Source organism: Paenibacillus sp. SRL342, from assembly GCF_984798905.1.
Genome location: NZ_OZ481790.1, coordinates 3,210,208 through 3,229,151, shown reverse-complemented (window position 1 = coordinate 3,229,151; position 18,944 = coordinate 3,210,208). Strand labels below are relative to the sequence as shown.

The 18,944-nt window shown below is 44.7% G+C and carries 12 protein-coding genes; 3 read left to right on the top strand and 9 right to left on the bottom strand.

Translation table 11 applies throughout. The features are described from left to right. Positions 1–12 precede the first annotated feature (12 nt). Positions 13–990 (bottom strand): MBL fold metallo-hydrolase, encoded by a 978-nt coding sequence (locus tag AC4E8D_RS14245; RefSeq protein ID WP_449004491.1) that lies wholly within the window; start codon positions 988–990, stop codon positions 13–15. Between the two features lie 233 nt (positions 991–1,223). Here AC4E8D_RS14245 and AC4E8D_RS14240 point away from each other — a divergent pair, with 233 nt between their 5' ends. Then, positions 1,224–2,168, top strand: coding sequence for an alpha/beta fold hydrolase (locus tag AC4E8D_RS14240; protein ID WP_339308220.1), 945 nt, complete (start codon positions 1,224–1,226; stop codon positions 2,166–2,168). A gap of 87 nt (positions 2,169–2,255) precedes the next feature. Here AC4E8D_RS14240 and AC4E8D_RS14235 read toward each other — a convergent pair whose 3' ends face one another. From AC4E8D_RS14235 to AC4E8D_RS14225, 3 genes are all read right to left on the bottom strand, one after another. Next, complete coding sequence (locus tag AC4E8D_RS14235; RefSeq protein WP_339308218.1) at positions 2,256–2,903, bottom strand: hypothetical protein; 648 nt, start codon at positions 2,901–2,903, stop codon at positions 2,256–2,258. A gap of 313 nt (positions 2,904–3,216) precedes the next feature. Then, on the bottom strand, positions 3,217–4,698 hold the full coding sequence (locus tag AC4E8D_RS14230) for a DHA2 family efflux MFS transporter permease subunit (RefSeq protein WP_221819641.1): 1,482 nt from the start codon (positions 4,696–4,698) through the stop codon (positions 3,217–3,219). A gap of 68 nt (positions 4,699–4,766) precedes the next feature. Continuing rightward, positions 4,767–5,354 carry a TetR/AcrR family transcriptional regulator gene (locus AC4E8D_RS14225; protein ID WP_221819514.1) on the bottom strand — a complete coding sequence of 196 codons (588 nt, stop codon included), beginning with the start codon at positions 5,352–5,354 and terminating at the stop codon, positions 4,767–4,769. 259 nt (positions 5,355–5,613) lie between these two features. Between AC4E8D_RS14225 and AC4E8D_RS14220 the strand changes: the two genes are divergently transcribed. Further along, positions 5,614–7,155, top strand: a complete 1,542-nt coding sequence (locus tag AC4E8D_RS14220) for a collagen-like triple helix repeat-containing protein (protein WP_490206388.1) — start codon at positions 5,614–5,616, stop codon at positions 7,153–7,155. A 205-nt stretch (positions 7,156–7,360) separates the two neighbouring features. Here AC4E8D_RS14220 and AC4E8D_RS14215 read toward each other — a convergent pair whose 3' ends face one another. Beyond that, positions 7,361–10,600 carry a bifunctional cytochrome P450/NADPH--P450 reductase gene (locus AC4E8D_RS14215; RefSeq protein ID WP_490206387.1) on the bottom strand — a complete coding sequence of 1,080 codons (3,240 nt, stop codon included), beginning with the start codon at positions 10,598–10,600 and terminating at the stop codon, positions 7,361–7,363. Positions 10,601–10,898: 298 nt separating this feature from the next. Next, positions 10,899–11,819, bottom strand: a complete 921-nt coding sequence (locus tag AC4E8D_RS14210) for an NAD(P)/FAD-dependent oxidoreductase (RefSeq protein ID WP_490206487.1) — start codon at positions 11,817–11,819, stop codon at positions 10,899–10,901. A 466-nt stretch (positions 11,820–12,285) separates the two neighbouring features. On the opposite strand from AC4E8D_RS14210, the gene cyoE reads away from it, so the two are divergent. After that, complete coding sequence (cyoE, locus tag AC4E8D_RS14205; protein ID WP_036608378.1) at positions 12,286–13,215, top strand: heme o synthase; 930 nt, start codon at positions 12,286–12,288, stop codon at positions 13,213–13,215. A 116-nt stretch (positions 13,216–13,331) separates the two neighbouring features. On the opposite strand, the gene AC4E8D_RS14200 is transcribed toward cyoE, so the two are convergent. The 3 genes from AC4E8D_RS14200 to AC4E8D_RS14190 all read right to left on the bottom strand — a co-directional run bounded on the left by AC4E8D_RS14200 (position 13,332) and on the right by AC4E8D_RS14190 (position 18,696). Beyond that, positions 13,332–15,101, bottom strand: a complete 1,770-nt coding sequence (locus AC4E8D_RS14200) for an ABC transporter ATP-binding protein (protein WP_339184750.1) — start codon at positions 15,099–15,101, stop codon at positions 13,332–13,334. Next, a complete protein-coding gene (locus AC4E8D_RS14195; RefSeq protein WP_339184748.1) occupies positions 15,098–16,843 on the bottom strand; it encodes an ABC transporter ATP-binding protein in 1,746 nt (581 codons plus the stop codon). The genes AC4E8D_RS14200 and AC4E8D_RS14195 overlap by 4 nt, the downstream gene beginning before the upstream one ends. Before the next feature lie 617 nt (positions 16,844–17,460). Further along, entirely contained in the window at positions 17,461–18,696 is a 1,236-nt protein-coding gene (locus tag AC4E8D_RS14190; RefSeq protein ID WP_339184745.1) for an MDR family MFS transporter, read from the bottom strand. Between the last annotated feature and the right edge of the window lie 248 nt (positions 18,697–18,944).

Genomic DNA, 18,944 nt, shown 5'->3' with positions numbered 1-18,944 from the left:
ACGCTTTTATTTTTATCCTAATTCCGGTCTCCACCATGGACGTGTAGGGTAATCCTCCTTATGAAGAACAACCTTCTCGCCGATTTTGGGAGTTGCAACCTTAACGTTCAAAGCATGTGCAGCCTTCGTAATCCGTTCAACCGGTTCATTCCAGGCATGATAGGCGAGCGTGAATGCGGCCCAATGAATCGGGATGAGCAACTTACCCCCTACATCCAAATGCGCTTGCACCGTTTCTTCCGGCATCATGTGAATGTTGGACCACCGCTCGTCATATTGCCCACATTCCATCATGGTGAGGTCAAATGGACCGTATTTACTGCCAATTTCCTTGAAATGAGGACCGTATCCGCTGTCACCACTAAAGAACACCTTTGTATGTTGTCCAGCGATAACCCACGAACACCATAAGGTAGAATTACGGTCGAATAATCCTCTGCCCGAGAAATGGCGAGCTGGCGTGCAAGCGAATGTTAAACCTTTGAACGATAACTCATCCCACCAGTTATGCTCGGTAATCTGCTCTGAAGGCACACCCAGTTGAATCAGTCGACGACGTACACCAAGTGGCACGATAAAGCGCTTTGTTTTATCCTTCAATCTGCGGATGGAGTCATAATCCAGATGATCATAATGGTCATGCGATATAATGATTGCATCAAGCGCCGGGAAATCCTCCGGTTGAATCGGTAGATTCGTGCTATAACGTTTGGTACCTACCCAGGATACGGGGGATGGACGATTGCCCAGCATCGGATCAAAGAGCAATCTGTGACCTTCAATCTCAAGCAAAAAGGCCGAATGACCGAACCATGTAACCTGTGGATTATCGGATGCATTCAAGGTTTCAGCAGGTTCACATATCTCCATAGGCATCGTGCCAGATGGCCTCCGCTCTACATTGCCACGCATGGAATCTCTCAATATACTGATTAGGGATTTGAAGTTCATGCCGGCTGATGTCGGAAGCTGATTTTCGTATTTTGTCATTATACATACCTTCTGTTCTATATAATCAATCTGTGATTCAATATTTGGATAAGAACTATTCATATCGTAGCTATATATTAATTCATTGGCCGTTGATATACAATTTTCGGTTAATTAAGATAGAATTAAGACTCTGTTTTCTCTCGTATAAGATTAGGCATATATGATAGAGAAAATACATGGAGAGTATGTGAGAGAACATGAAGAAATGGCGCAAAAGATTAGTTAAGTTTTTGATATTTGACCTGGCAATAGTTCTGTTGCTTCTGGGTACTGGCGTGATCTACCAACAAGTGGGTTTAAGGCACGATGCCAAAATACTCGTACCCCCTGGAAAGCTCTACGAAGTCCATGGAGACAATATGCATCTATATACTGGAGGAGAAGGCGATGTAACAGTCGTCCTCGCCTCCGGCTGGGGTACTGCTAATCCCTATGTAGATTATTATCCATTATATGAAAAGCTTGCTCCCAACACAAAATTCGCTGTATATGATCGATTTGGCTATGGATATAGCGATCGGACCGATAAGAAACGTGATGTCGATACCGTAGCTGAAGAATTACACGAGTTATTGCAGGTATCTGGACAGAAGCCGCCTTATGTATTAGTTGGACATTCGCTCGGCTCGCTGGAGACCATCCGTTTTGCACAAAAATACCCGGATCTCGTGAAAGGCATCGTCATGATTGATGGCGGAAGTCCCGAATATTATTCGAATGACGATGACTCTTTGGCAGACACAATTGGTGGTTTTGCGAATAAATTACGTATCCAAACCGGACTATTCCGCCTCTCGATGCAATCTGACTTGGTTGTCGAAACTTCCAATGCCAATCGTAATGAATTGAAACTTGTACCCGACGATCTAAAAAAATTGGATACAACTGCGCTGTTGTACAACTATGGTAATGCTAACACGTTGGATGAATTACGTGAAATAGCTGCCAATGCCAAAGTGGTCGTAGATCACAAGCAAAAATTACCGTTTCCCCTCACCATACTGACCGCTGATTACCTCGGTGCCAGTGAACCCGAATGGGACAAAACTCAAGTTGAATTTAAATCCTGGTCGGATGATTCAAAACAGGTGACCATTAAAGATACCGATCACTACATCCATCAATATCGCCCGGACTTCGTTGCGGATGAGATATTGGCCCTGGTGAAGAAGTAACGTACATCCTGCTAAAGTAAGGCTATGTTATATCATAAAAGAAACCCCAAAGATTCTCTAATATCTTTGGGGTTTTAAGTATGAGATTTATTGTGCTATCGCCAGTCTTGGCCGTTGGGACCTGAAATCGCTGAAAGCTTGTTCGATCTCTAATGAAGTCAACTGGTGACGATAAAAGTACTGTTCCATCGCCTCCATTTCGGTTCGATCGCCATTGTAGATGTTCTCAATTCTTCGAATGATCTGGTTATATAAGCTCTCACGTCTGGAGTTCACAGGCTCACACAACCAAAAGTTCGTTCTCTTCACTTCACCTGTCTTGGTCCAGAGCAAATTCTCATATCGGATGACATCCCAGTCCCAATATCCAGCATGAATCTGCTGAAGTTCCGTCGTAAACATATCGTATATCAAGTTGGGAGGAATGTGTCCATATGTCACACGGTACTCTTTCAGTTTGAATGCTTCAATCCGCTCTGTCAGGGTGTACTCACCTGGTGAATACGCATACAATTTAGGTGCATAGGGATTACTCTGCAATGCCCTAAGTGCCTCACTTTCCATCTCCCCATCCAATCTTGCACGTGAAGCATATACCTTAAGACAATAGTCTTGCAATCTATATACAACCGAGCGATTACTGATAAGCGAAGCCTGTAGAGTGAGATGGCCGTTTTTTTCGTAGTGCAACAGCATCTTTTCAATGTTATCGCCAATGGGATTAATGATGATCATAATAATGTCTCCTTGATTAAAAATAAAATATAAACCGTTTTCGAATTGGTTAAAAATTGTACTAATACATTCTATATTACCCTTTTATATTAGTATGAACATATACAATTTTGCCGGAACATGAAGTATTTGCTCTGAAATTCATTCTTTAAATCGCCGTATTCCGTCTACATTATTACTCTAATGGCTGTAACCCGTTTCACGTCAAGACCAAAAAAGATAGAATAAATTTTACGCAAAAAAGCGATGCACCCTTAGCGTTAAGGGTCACATCGCTCTTATACAATATCAATTATTCATGTTAGTTAATGGATTAATGCATAGGACCTTGTTGTCCTGGCGTTGATCCTACTTTGACCCGTTTCACAAAGAGTGAAGTAATCAGACCGATAATCGACAGAACTAATGCAAATACAAACGCATTCTGTACACCTGACGTGAAACCTGCCAGTTGATTTTCTGGACTTTCCGGGTTCGCCACTCCGCTCAAAAAGCGGGATTGTCCTGCGCTCAGTATACTTACCGCAACAGCCGTACCAATCGCTCCGGAAACCTGTTGCAACGTATTCATGATGGCAGTACCGTGAGGATAATACTCACGTGGCAATTGGTTCAGACCATTCGTCTGTGCAGGCATCATAATCATCGAGATTCCGACCATCATGAACACATGCAGCGTAATGATTTTCGCCAGTGTTGTTGTAGGTGTAATTCCAGTGTACATGAAGAGTACAACCGTTACGATAGCCAGACCAATAATCACAAGCCACTTCGGACCGAACTTGTCAAACAGTCGACCCATAACCGGAGACAGTAAACCATTCAGCAAACTGCCCGGCAATAGAACCAGTCCGGCAGTTAACGCTGTAACGGCCATACCTTGTTGCAGATACATTGGCAGGATCAGCATGGATGACAGCATCATCATCATACAGATGAATATCAGGATCAGGCCAATCGTAAACATCGGATATTTGAACGCTCGCAGATCCATCATTGGCTGTTTCATTCTCAGCTGACGGATGCTGAATAACAACAAGGACAGTGCGCCAATTACGATAGTGGAGATAACAACTGGACTTGTCCAGCCACCGCCAGTTTCTCCATGTCCTCCTGCACTACTGAAGCCGTATACGATACCACCAAAACCAAGGGTAGAAAGGATAATGGACAGTATGTCAATTTTGGGCTTGGTCAGTTTCGAAATATTCGGCAAGAACAACAAGCCGCATACCAGTGAGATCAGGAAGAACGGCAAGGAGATCCAGAAGATCCAATGCCAGCTCAGATTAGCCAGGATCAGACCGGAGATACTCGGACCACTTGCTGGCGCAAACATGATAACCAAACCAATCAATCCCATGGCCGCTCCACGTTTTTCAATCGGGAAAATAACCAATATGGTGTTAAACATCAGTGGCAACAATAGCGCTGTACCTATCGCCTGTAGTACCCGTGCCACCAATAGAATTTCGAAACTAGGTGCAAGTGCAGCAACAAATGTTCCTGCAATCGAGAAAATCAAAGATGTTGTAAACAGCTGTCTTGTGGTAAACCACTGCAGCAGCATACCGGATACCGGTACCAGGATTCCCAACACAAGCAAGTAACCTGTAGTTAACCATTGAATCGTTGTAGGACCTACTTCCAGTAGAGCCATAAGTGGCGTCAATGCCACGTTTAATGCCGTTTCTCCAAACAGACCAATAAAGCCGCTCAGCAGCATCGCGAACAAAATCGGAAATACCTTGTATTGCTGTGTTTCTTGTTGATTCTGTGCAGAATCAGCCTTCATGGAAACCTCCACGATCCCATCCTCCTCAAACGTATCGAACTTTCTTTTTCTCTGTCTCTTGCTATAAATTATTGAACCTGTTTGGCGTTCTTCGTCACAACCGACAAATAATCAGCAGCCGTCAGCAGAGGCTGTTTATCCTGATTCGTCAGGCTGATAATCAGTGCTCCCTCCATCAAAGAAATGATCAGAAGTGCCGTCTCCCGCGCCTTCTCTTCACCAACGCCATCCAGAATCAGATGTTTCTTAATGACATCCTGCCAATCTGCAAATACACCCTGACATGCAATACGCAACTGCTGACTAATACACGATGTCTCCACAGCTGCCCAGAAGCTGAATGGCAGAAATCCGGTAAACCCGGCTGCTTCTGTTTCATGAGCCAAATCATGAATAAATCTCTGAATGGCGTCCCCCGTATTGTCATGGGCTGCAAATGTTTTCTCAAATGTCAGCAGGATATGTTCATTGGCTTTTTGAATACACTCGTGCGCGAGCTCTTCCTTGCCTTGCGGGAAATAATGATACAACGACCCTTTCGGCGTACTACTCTCTTTGATGATCTGATTCAGACCGGTCGCATGATATCCTTGTGAAAAAAACAGTCTCGCTGCTGTGCTGACAATAGACTCTCTAGCATTAGACTTTTCACTCAACGAAAGCCACTTCCTTCAAATAATTATAACAATCGGTCTATATAATTAAACCCGCTCAGATCGGCACTGTCAATCATTTTTATTTCAAATTTATTTGAAAGCATTTTCATATCAGAGTCATCATATTATCCTCTTTTTTAATTATTACCTTTTATACATTTGATTCTGAGAAAGTAGGGAACTTTTCCCTGTCTTCGAATAAACATACATCAGTGTGAGTCACACTTAATTTCGATTTTTGAGAAAAGGAGTGAGAAATTTGGCAATCCTGCTAACTGGCCCTATTGATAATAGCCCCGTAAATGGGGTAAGGCCAACTCAGATCGTTTCCATTAAAATTGAAAATCAAAGTGTCGTGAACGCCGCAACTATACTTGTCCAGGGATATTCATTAATTACAAGCAGAGCTTTATACGTAAGTGAGCAATTCACAATCTTACCCGGTGCGGTTGCTACACGAACTTATTTTGCCGATCTTAACAGTTTCGAATACGTTATTACAGTTACAGGAGCAGCCCCTGAGGACATTTTGGTTTCTTTTTGGGGGAAAAACAGTGCCGGCTCTTTGGTTGCTGCTCACCGACTCGTTTATTCCGAATTATTTGGCAGCGAGAATTTTAATGGAGCTACGGGGACGACAGGTAGCACTGGCTCCACAGGTGCCACAGGACTCACCGGTGCTACTGGCGCAACAGGTCCTACTGGACCTACAGGCATTACAGGCCCTACCGGAGTTACCGGAGATACCGGGATCACGGGTTTAACAGGAGTTACAGGTCCGACAGGCGCCACTGGAGATACGGGAACGATTGGTGTAACTGGAGCGACTGGCATCACTGGAGCCACAGGTGTGACTGGTTCAACAGGCCCTACCGGAGTTACAGGTAGTTCTGGTTCTACAGGAGTTACAGGTGCAACGGGAGATACGGGTCCATCCGGCGGTCCAGAAGGCCCTACCGGTGCAACAGGAGATACCGGAACTACTGGAACTACTGGAACTACCGGAGCTACTGGAGTTACCGGAGCCACTGGAGCCACTGGAGCTACTGGAGCTACTGGAGCTACTGGTGTTACGGGCGCTACGGGCACAGTGCAGCCCAATCCCTTTGATGTATATGTTTTGCAAGGTGCAGTTGGCGGGGACGGAACACAGGCCAGTCCTTTCGGAACGATTCAACAAGGTGTAACCGCGGTATCTCCAACAGGAACCGTTCATATTCTTGGTGGCACATACCCAATCACTGCGAACATTACCATTAATAAAGCAGGAATAACTCTAAAAGGCTATCCTAGTACAATCATCCTGTTACAAGCTGCTGTTATCCCTTTCACCATCATTGGAAGCGGAGTAACTGTAGACGGATTAACGATCACGAGTGATAATCCTTATGCTGTTGAATTTATTCAATTAGGCGGAACCAATCATACCGTAATAAATAATACGATATTCGGTCCTCCTCAAGCTGGCCCTTCTTCAGGTTGGGTTGTCAATCGAGGTCTCGTGACCCAAATCGGTAATATGACCGGCTTGCTTGTACAAAACAATATTTTTTATTCCCTACGTCAGCCAGCCTACTTTAACCCTAATACAACTGGGGAAGTTATTAGCAATGTTGTTTATAATACGAGAGGATTTGTTAATGAACAGGCCGTTATGGTCTTCTCTGGAAATTCATGGGGCAGTCCGGTCAATGCGGTGGATATTGCACTGCTCGTAGGTACAATAACAGGGCCGCCTTTCGATCCGATTTCCGCCCTGAGCGCCAACAACAGTACAGCAACGATTCAGGATTCCAGATAAGAATCATTACTCGTTCTTACAAAACACCTAATCAAAACAGCCGCTGATTTGGATGTGAAACTCCAGATCGAACGGCTGTTTTTGGATGATTAGTATTATTTCATTATTAATTAATAGGTTACATAACCTCCGTAGATCACGGTCCATGTATAACCTGTTTGACCATCAACTGATTGAAGTTGAAACTACTCTTTCATTTTAAGTTTTAATAGATAAGTTGAGAGGATTCAACCGTTCGTTTACCTGCCCACACGTCTTGCACGTAGCGTCCTTCGGCCTGAAGCTGAATGAGCCAGTCTTTCGCTTGCTGCATCGTTGCTCCCTGCACCTCCTGATATGCTTGCTGCAAAGTCTCTTCTACCGCAGGAGCCATCTGGCTTCCATCCCCGCATACGTAGAGTTTTCCTTTGTTCGTCAGCATGTGAATTAACTGTTCGGAATTCTCTTTCATTAGATGCTGTACATACGTTTTGGGCTTGCCCTCCGCACGAGAAAAAGCAGTGTGTAGCTTAACGATCCCTTCCCTTTCGTATTGCTCAAGCTCCTGACGATATATGAAATCTGAATCATTCCTGCACCCAAAGAACAAATGCGCTTCACTCAGTGGCAAACCTCTCTGTTTCATGACAGCTCTCGCCTGGAGGAAACCTCTGAAAGGTGCAACCCCCGTCCCCGGTCCCACCATGATCATCGGAACATCAACCTCTTCGGACAGATGAAATTCGGATTCAGGTTTACTTACAAACATCAGAATACGTGCTCCGGATGGACAACCGGCGAGATACGATGAAGCAACTCCCTGGTATTCGCCTTTGCCACTCCATGCAGGCTCTCTTACTACCGATACCGTTATGCTCGCTTGCTTGGAATTCTGGCTTGGCGAGCTGGATATTGAATAATATCTGGGCTTGAGTGGCGGCAATAGTTCAAGGAACCTTTCGAATGGCAGTTCACACGCCTCATACTTTTCTAGCAGGTCCAACATGGTGATTCGATTGGCAAGAATATAATCCCTGTAGCTGTTTTCGTCCAACATGCCTTCCAGTTCACGCTTATGAGGTGGACATACCGTATGATTAGCTAACTCCTGCAACTGTGTTCTGGAAACTGGTGTCTGCAATTCCACACAGTGAGTGAGCAACTCATGAATCTTGACGGGTCTGTTCAGTGGAAGGTGTGTAAGATGGCTGACGTCCGAAGTTAATTGGATCGGAATATCCCAACGTAGTCCGAACCGACTGAGTATCCGATCCACATTCTGCTTCTGATTGCCGGGCAACACACCGAGATGGTCGCCCTCTCTATAACTCATGCCTTCAGGCAGTAACACTTCAATGTGACGCGTGCTTCTTCCACTTCCCAGCGCCTGAAGCTCTTTATTGACTACAACCGTGGCATAGCTGGCATCATAAGTTCGTGCAAGTGGCATATCCGTTTTCTCGGGGACAAACTCCATGTGAAGTCTGCTTGTGCTTGGTATGGATACCTTTACCATTTCCTCGTTGATCCCTAAAGCTTTCAACACCTGAGGCCACAACATATGTTGCCACGCCTCGACTTGTTTCTCCATGTCACCTCCGGCATCCGCTTCACCGCGAGATAACAGTCTTTTACCTCCCCATTTTTCAAGCTTCTCATCTATCCATCGAGGAATGCTCTGGTACGTCCCGGACCAACTCCGATCTCCACAGCCCAGAACGGCATAGTTTACATCCCGTGCTTCCTCTGGCTCTACTCCCTTCAACCAGTCTACAAATGCCGTAGCATTTTGCGGAGGTTTACCGTTATACGAAGCTGTGACGATGAGAACGACACCCTGACGGGGTAAGCGGCCCATCCACTCATTGAGAGCGGCTGCTTCACTTGGGATTCCGTACGAACGCCCTTTCTCCACAAGCTCTCGGGCAATGCCTTCTGCCGTTCCCAGATTGGAACCATATAACACCAGGAGCGAAGGGTTACCATCTGCTTCAACGGCCAGGATTTCTCCCCTCTGGCTGTCACTTGTTATATTTTTATGAACAACAGGAGCAGGTTTCTCTTCCACAGATCTGGTAGACTTATTCGTCTTTTGTGACACTTCGCGCGCTTTCACCTGGATCCGGAAGTCTCCCGGCTTCAATGTCAGTGTCTGTTTAACATCCAACTCATAGTTGCTATAATCGATCAGCTCAAAATGTTTAAGGACCATGCCCAGCACAAGTGTTGCTTCATATAAAGCAAACTGCATGCCGATACACGCTCTCTCCCCATTACCAAAAGGTTTATACGCATGATGAGGCACTTTCGCCGTATCTTCAAATCGCTCCGGACGGAAAAGCTCCGCATCCTCTCCCCATGCCTCTCTATCACGGTGTAGCTGGGGCAGAAGAATACTGCAACTTTCCCCTTTCTTCAAGGGATATTTGCCACCTATGACGGTGTCTTCTTTAGCATATACATCAAATCCCGGGGCTGTTGGCCAGAGACGAAGCGATTCACTAAGAATCATGCGAATATAGGAAAGCTGAAGAACTTCCTCGTACTGTGGTGAGTCACTGACCAATATCTGATCCACCTCGTCATACGCCTTTTGAAGCGAATCCGGATTTTTCAGTAGAAAGTAAAGAGCAAAAGATAATAAACCACTCGTGGTTTCATGTCCGGCAATGAGAAACGTAATAATCTGATACCGGATGTTCTCATCATCCAGCATTTCTCCAGTCTCCGGATCTTTACCATTCAACATACGTGCGAGCAAGTCGACCTCTTCGGGTGCTGAACTCGCTTTACGTTCCTCTATAATTTGATCTACCAGAGAGAACATCGTCTGAATATCCTCTTGGAACTGTCGTTTGGTTTTGACCATAAGCAGATTCTGAATTTTCAAACGTGAGCTCTTTTGCATTGCTTCATTTAATGCCCGAACCATGCTTTCAATAAAAGGACTGTGGTCCTGTCTGTAAAAACTGTTAAACCGATAATTGAATCCACATAGTCCAATGGTATCCAACGTAAGGCGTGTCATATCGTCCGCAACATCAATCGTATCGTTGGAATTGAGGCGTGCCCATTTGTTGATCAATTGTTCGGCAATATCAACCATCATGGGATGATAACCTTTCATGGCCTGTTTGCTGAAGGTGGGAAGCAGAATGTTATGGGCCTTTTTCCAATTGGGCTCCGATGTTCTGCTTGTAAATAAACCATCGCCGCCAAAGGCACGTACATTATCGAGTTCATTGTATACAAACTTGTCAAACCGGGACACATCGCACAACTCAGCCACAAGATCTGGCCCAGATACGATTAAACCGGAATAACCGGGAACGGTAACTCGGTATATTGGTCCATGCTGTTCAGCCAGCACCCCTAGCGACAACGTTGGTTTATTTTTATCAATCAAAGGCAGATTGCCAAGTGGTCCATACATTTTGGGCTGTGGAATGTAAGCTGCATCACTCATGATGATCACCTCTTATCTGTACGCCGTGAAGCAAGGTATTCGTTAGCCATATGATGGCTGTTCTGCTTTCATTCATAAGTGATCTCTCCTTTGATGATTTTATAAATGATAGTAATATATATCATTTGATAATACAATAAACCATAATAAATTTAATATCAAATTTTCTTCCGGCTGGGAACTTTCACTTGAACCGTTCAACGTTTAAGTTGAATAACAACAAATAGAGGATTGCATATGCAATCCCCTACTGTATGAACCAATGACGCTTTGATTCTATGAAGCTTTTTAATTTATTCTAATGTTGACTTGGCTCATCCCAGTTCTCGAAATTCAATTCATTATTAATGCTTACCGCAGACAATGCCCCCAGAGACGCAGCCGTGATTGCCTGATATATCTCGGATGCTGCATCACCAGCACTATATACACCCGCTACAGATGTTTTGCCGGAAGCATCAACGATAACCGTTCCCAACTCTGAAATTTCACAACCGATGGCCTTTGGCAGTTCTGATCCGGTAAACAGTTTCGGTTGGAAGAAAACCCCTGTGCATGGAATCGCAGTACCGTCCTGTAGTACAACTTGCTGTACCATCCCTTCTTCAGAGTCAATGGATTGAATCGGTGCATCGAATACAGTAACATGATGCTGCTTCAGCTCTTCACGGTGCTCATCGTTTAAGGAATCTGATCCATTCGTACAGATCGTATAACGTTCTGTCCAGCCGGATATGACTTTTGCCATATGTAATGCGTTAACTCCATTAACGATGATGACCAGCGATTGGTCTCTTAACTCCCATCCATCACAATATGGACACACAAACGCACTTTTACCGTAAACCTCTGTTAATCCGTTAATATCCAAGGGAAGGTCTTTCTTACCTACCGCAAACAAAATCTTTTTCGTGCGATAACTTGCCCGTTGTGTAGTTTTAACTACAAAATCACCATCGCTACCTGTTATCGCTGTTGCTGTATCGGATGCAAATTGAACTGAAGGATACGCTGCAATCTGTTCTTTGGCAGCTTTCCGGAATTCACGTGGACTTGCCCCATCTCTTGTCACAAACCCATGAGTCTCCCTTGTAACCCAGTTACGCGGTGTCTCATCATCAATGACCACAACGTTCTTGCGGGCCCTGCCAAGTACTAGGGCTGCATTAAGCCCCGCTGGTCCTCCACCAATAATAAGTACATCCAAGAGTTGATCCATATTACTCATAATATTCACCCTTTCCAGATATTTAATATCTCTAATTTAGTTTTAAAAATAACCTCCGCTTTCTCTTAAGAAAGTAATATCGGAGATTTACAAGAACACACTCTAACAAAACAAAACCATTAAAGATATCTTATATCTACAATAAACAAAACCTAACCATTTTGCAACATATATCTTTAACTCCCTTCTTCAATCCAGCCTGTGTGAGTTGAATAAAAGATTATTTACACTTACACTACAATGACAGAGCAAACTTTGAATCACTGTTATACCGGATTTTTAGATTTTCTCCTGTAACACAGAAATAATTATTTAACAATTAAAAAAAACCTTGTTTTTAAATTGTTCACAATCAAATGACATTATTTTAAATACTAAAACGTTAATTAAATCACATAGTGTATTGAATGGTATAATAGCGACATAATATATAAGTATAGATATAGGAAGTGAGTTCTTGAAAACATTGAACAATGGTTCACAGACCAATATCAGCCTGGAGTATAGCTCGATTCCGAAAGTTTTCTTCGATACGATCAAAATCGGAATCATCAAGTCCAACCTGATCGCCATGTTTGCGGGTTTAAGTTTGGCTTTATATGTATTTGATGCTTCAATCTTAGCTAATATTGTACCAATCATCCTTTCCTTTATTGGGTCTTCTCTCATTATTGGAGCTGCAGGGGTGTTTAACAACTTGTATGATCGTGATATTGATGCGATCATGGAACGTACGAAGAAACGTCCTACCGTTACGGGACGCGTAGATACCAAGTCGGGTCTGATTCTCGGTATTGCAATCACCATCATCGGGGGCATCATGTTGTACATCGCTTCCCCATCCGCTGCTGTATTTGGTATTTTGGGTCTGTTGCTTTACGTGTTCCCTTACACGATGTGGACCAAACGTACAACGATCTACAACACGGAAGTGGGAAGTCTTTCGGGTGCTGTGCCTCCACTCATCGGTTGGGCAGCCATTTCACCTGAACTGGGTCATTTCGAGATCTGGGCATTGGTTGTTACGATGCTCTTATGGCAAATGCCTCACTTCTATGGGATTGCGATTCGCCGTTTTGACGAATACAAGGCTGCTGGTGTTCCCATGCTGCCCGTTGTTAAAGGCATCAGACGGACATACATTCAGACAAATGTGTATCTGGTACTGTTACTGATCTCCAGCTTTTTATTCTGGCCGATGAGTCCATTTGTCGCTATTGTGGCATTTCTGGTTAGCTTGGCCTGGCTCATTCTTAGTGTGGCTACCTTTGATAAGAAAGAAACAGAGAAATGGTCCAAACGGATGTTTATCTTCTCCATTAACCATATCACTATTATCTTCCTGGTCATCATTGCGTATTCCTTGATTGCTCAAATGATGAGATAAAAATATTACATCGTTACACTCGTTATAACAATAAAAAGCCTTACAGACCGTACTCTTCAATGAGTTGTCTGTAAGGCTTTTTTTGCTTTCTTATTATCTTTTCTAAATTTTCAAAGCTACCCGACTTTCGCGGGGGTTTGCTCCCCTTGCCACAGCAGCTGCATCTCTTCATTGGTGGCAAGCAATTCGGCCAAACTTCCCTCAGCTTCAATGCGTCCATCTTTCATCACGATAATGTGATCTGCTTTGGAAAGTGCTGCCCTGCGGTGAGAAACTGCGATGCAGGTGACATCCGGCTCTTGGAACAGCCCTTCCCATACTTGTTGTTCTGTCTCCACATCCAGTGCACTGGACAGGTCATCAAAGATAAAGAGGTCCGCCTCCGTCATTAACATGCGTCCTGTGGCCGCGCGCTGAATCTGCCCGCCTGACAGCATCACCCCTCTTGGACCAACCGGGGTCTCAAGCCCCTGATCCAGATGTTTGATATCCTTCTCCATCACAGCCAGACGAATGGCTTTTTCAAGGGCTTGCTCAGTGTTCCCCTGTTTGCCCTGGACGATATTTTCTTTCAACGTATCACTAAACAGTCTTGGCACTTGCGGGGTATACGCAGCTCTAGGCGGCATCAGGAACGTGGCTGGATCAACAGCTGCTCCATTCCAGTGAATGTCCCCTTTTTGCTTGGGTAACAGTCCAAGAAGTGTGCGTACAAGTGTTGATTTACCTGACCCGATCCTTCCCGTAATAACAAGAAATTGTCCACGTTTCAGACGGAAACTGATCTCTTCTATGCCATTTGCAGAATTCGGATATTGATAAGTCAGCTTATTCACCTCAAGAGATTGCAACTTCTCCTTAGGGTCCCTCTGTTCACTTACAAGCTCCGGCGGATCTTCATACAGATAGATTTCCCTCGAATCCATGATCTGGTCTTCTTCCCCCGGGCGGAATAGCTTACGCATACGATCATAGGATACCTTGAGCCTTTTGTGCTGAAACACCATATAACCAAACAGTGAGATGCTAAATCCGATATTGGCCAGATAACTGGTGAATAAGGCAAAATCACCTACGCTAAAGTTCCCTGCTTTCATCTCAGCTGCACACATCAGTAGAATCAATCCGGTACAGATACTTAGAACATGCTGATTCATCGATCTCATCCACTGCTTGAACAGATTGTCTCGAAGTGCAGCCTGGCGACGATCTTCATTCAACTGGTTGAAACGTGAAGAGACATGCTCTTCGGCCTGACCCAGTTTCAGGGCTTGCACTGCTCCAAACGTTTCCGCAATAAAACTGGTAATTCGCCCAGTCGCTTCACGATTAACCTGTGCATACTTCCGAGCCCGATTCCCGGACAGGTTGTTGAGTAAGGTCACGACCACCAATGGCAGCACAGCAACCAATGTGATCTGCCAATTAATGTTCGCCATAATGACGATGGACACAACAGCAAATACAAGTCGTCCCCAGAAGTCCACCCATGATTCTACATACTCGACGACTTCATCGACATCATCCCGAAAGCGACTCATCGCCTCTCCTGGTGAAGCCGGAAGATTACGCCCAGGCCAGCGCATGATCGCTGCGAGCATGTTGGTTCGCAAAATCGCCTGAACATGATACAGATACGTAACCCATGCATAGAAGGCTACAAAAAATGTGCCCACCCGTGCCATTCGGACCAAAGCAATAAAGATAAGCGGCACAGCAAGCCACATGTAGTCATTGGACCCCACTGTTGTGCGATCAAAAAACCATTGCATTCCAATACCAATGGCTAGCGGTAAGGAGTGAAATATACACCATAACAATCCATTGATTACAAATAACAAAGGCCTGAATCGAAACAAACGGCCTATAAATCCTGCTACAGTCATGCCAATTCCTCCTCTCGGCCTGTAATCAGCAGTCTGGCATAGTGAGATGCCGGGTTACTGGCAAGTTCTTCTCTCGCTCCAAATTCCAGTACCTTCCCATCACCTAGCACCATAATCCGGTCCACTTTCTCCAGCGTAGCCAGTCTGTGAGCAATGATGACTCCTGTGGATTGTTTCATTAACTGGTCAATTGCAGATTGCAGCATACTTTCGGTCGCAGCATCCAGACGTGACGAAGGCTCATCCAGAATAACCAGACTCGGTTCGGTCAGGAATACGCGGGTTAAGGCAAATAACTGTGCTTCCCCTGCGGACAATGAAGCCCCACCTGCTGCCAGATACGTATCAAGCCCTTCTGGTTGTGAATTAATCCATTGGCTAAGTCCAAGGCGATCCGTCGTCTCCTTGATCATCTGATCCGATACATCCTCATTGAACAGGGTCAGATTGTCACGCAGCGTGCCATCAAACAATTGCACGTCCTGTGTCACCATGCCAACGCGGCGATAAAGCGCTTGTAATGAAAGCTTTGTGATATCCGTTCCACCTACACGGATCGTGCCCCGATCCAGATTATACAGCCGGAGAAGAACACGACTAAGACTCGATTTGCCGCTACCTGTGCGACCGATGATTCCCAGACGTTCACCAGGCTTAATAGCAAAATTAATGTCCTGCAATACCGGTTTATCCTGGTTATAACTGAAGTGCACCTGACTGAATTCCAATCCAAGCGGTCCTTCCGGCAATTGCTCCTCTGTGCCCTCTTCAATCACACTATACATAGACAACAGCTCTCTGGAGCGCAGCATGCCTGATTTTGCTTTTTGAAACTCCTGTACCTGATCTCCAAGCATCTCAATCGGATCATTCAGCATCTGTGTATATTGGTAGATCAGAAATAATGTTCCGATACTAATTAGACCTTCCATATAATAATGCACACCCAGCAAAAGCACCGCAGTGACCGCCAGAGCAAACAAAACTACAGTGGTATTCCACGGAATAACCCGCAGCAGCCAGGCTTTTCTTCCCTTACGGAATACCGTGCGCATTGTGCGGTAAAAACGGTTCATCACATACGGCACATGACCATTTGCTTGCACATCTTCAATCCCGGCAATGCGTTCTTCAATTAATCCGAACAGGGAAGCACTGGCCGCCCGCTCATTTTTGGAAGAGTCCACGCCCAGATTCCGTATGAACACCATGAACAGGATCGATAACAATGTAAACACGGTCATAACCAAAGCAATGGGCACATTGACACTGAACATGAAACCGAGAATTCCGGCCAGCAGTACAAAACTCCCGATCACTTGCACAATGAACATCGCGAAAAAATTGGAGATACTCGTTACATCACCATCCACACGTTCAATCATCTCTCCAGGTGTTTTCACATTATGAAAACGCATATCAAGACGCAGGCAGTGCTTCAGCAGATCTCCGCGCAGTTGATTCGTGGCCCGCCAGGCCACGTCGTTCCCCAAATAACTGACCGCTACCGTGATGAGTTGATTAAACACGGCAACAACCAGAAATATTCCTGCGAGCTGAACAAGATTGGTGAGGACTCCCCCACTTGCTGCTGTATCGATAAAACGTTTGATAATCTGTGGATTCAAGAGCTGAAGCCCCGTTGATGTGAGCAACATGATTAAAAGTAAGGCCAGCCGTCCTTTAACTGGTTTTAGATAACGCAGCAGCCATGACATGGAGATTTTCTCTGTTTTGGGCACAGGTCCCACCTCTTTATCGGTTTATTTATATCAAATGAAATAAAGAACATTACACTGTAACTATGATGACAGAATAACCTTTCGATCGCTGTTACCCCCACTAGGATGAGTCATACATAATGACATTAAAATCGGGATTTCCCGCCCATAATTGATATGTAGAACATATATTGACCATTGTACATTCTCCTTTTTAACAAGTTAGTTTTTATAAAATAACGCTCCAAACGCTCCTTTCCATGTGAACGAATTGGGTGGAATGCATGCAAAAAAGCCATAGATGAACTAATGTTCATCTACAGCTTGTAGCCAAAAGAGATCGAATAAAATGCAAAGCATTTCCCGTATCTCCTCTGCATCGCAATAATGATGAGCGTCCACGACAGAGGTGCACAAACATGACTGTCCCAACGCGATCATTGCAAAAAAATTGGATTAATGTCACTATGCTCATGCGTATTCAGTTATCGATTCGAAATCTGTATAGGCATAAACATAATCATCATCCCACCCGTTTCACATATTTGTTGTTTATTGTATTCGCTGGACTAACATCCGTCAAGATAATTTTAACTGAATTGTTATTTAATTCATGTCATTAATCTTTTCTATTCTCGCTACATACTTACTGATGTGGACTCGGTTTGCTTCTCTCTAACAACAAGACGTCGATGTGCGATCAGAAGAAAAGGTACTCCCAGGGCAGTCGTCAGTGCAATCGGTAGAAAGACAGCGAGCCCATTCTCCGCTCCAAATTGACTTAATAACACCCCTCCCATGACAGGAGCAATGACACTACCGATATTATTGAATCCGATGGTACCGAAATACGTCCCTTTCCATTCCGGCTTCGCAATCCGGTCAATGAGCATATCCATCATGGTGAACAACAACACTTCCCCAATGGTAAATAGTATGACACTCATCATCATCATGAGTACACCTTCAGCGATTCCAACCATCATCAGACTGGTTGCCACCAGTAGGTTACCCACAATCAGAGGGACAAGCGGTGGGAAGTTTCGGAAGGTTCGCACAAGAGGATACTGAATAATCAGTACCGTCACGGCATTCAGGGAAAGCATGTACGAGAACATCTGACTTCCATTCTCAAAGATCGGACTCCTTGCCAAGTACTGTGCCAACGTGGAACTGAAATGCCCGTAACCCAGCACACAAAATGTGGTACCGATTAATACCGGCAGAAATACCCGGTCGCGACCAGTGGTCATGAGTGCTTCACGCAAACGTGGGGCGGTAGCCTGGTGACGCTCCGGCAGATTGGCATGCTGTAGCTTGAATTGCAGAAATAATACAAGTCCATAGGCTATGTATACCAAGCCGGAGATCACAAACGGAAACGTCGATTCAGATGATCCCAGCTGAAATCCGATAATTGGCCCAAACACCACACCGAGATTAATTGCAGCATATCTGAGGTTGAACACCAGCAATTTGTTCTCCGGTGAAGTAATATCCGATAACAGTGCTCTGGAGGTCGGCTCAAATACTGCACGGCATAATCCGTTTAACGTATTGGCAACAAAGAACACCCATAGATGCTCTGCCGCTGAAAAGATAAAAAACACACCTGCCCAGCTAAATACCGAGATCAACATCACGATTTTGCGACCGATCCGGTCCGAAATATAACCTCCATAAAAGCTGACCATGACACCTGCCAACGAGCTAACGGCTACAGTAATACCGGTCTGGGTTGGTGTAGCATCTAGCACACGTGTCAGATAGATGGATAAAAACGGGATACTCATTGACGTCACAAGACGTCCAAACATGGTTCCGATAATGATCGTCCATGCCAAGGGGTGAATTTGTCTTAAATATTGCTTCATGCGAACTTCTCCTATTCTTTCTAAGTGCTTCAATGCGGGGTGATTTAACAACCTCTTCTAATGCGTGTTCAAAAGTTCGGTTTTCAGTACCGAGAAGATGGGATGAAGCTAGAAATGGAGTAGCGGAGCGTAGGCAAAACTACGTGAGCAACGGACATTTCGGCTGAATTCCATATTCGATGCTGATGATGCCGATAGGCATCCTTCGTAATCAAAAGCGGACTTTTTGAACTACATCTTCTAATGTA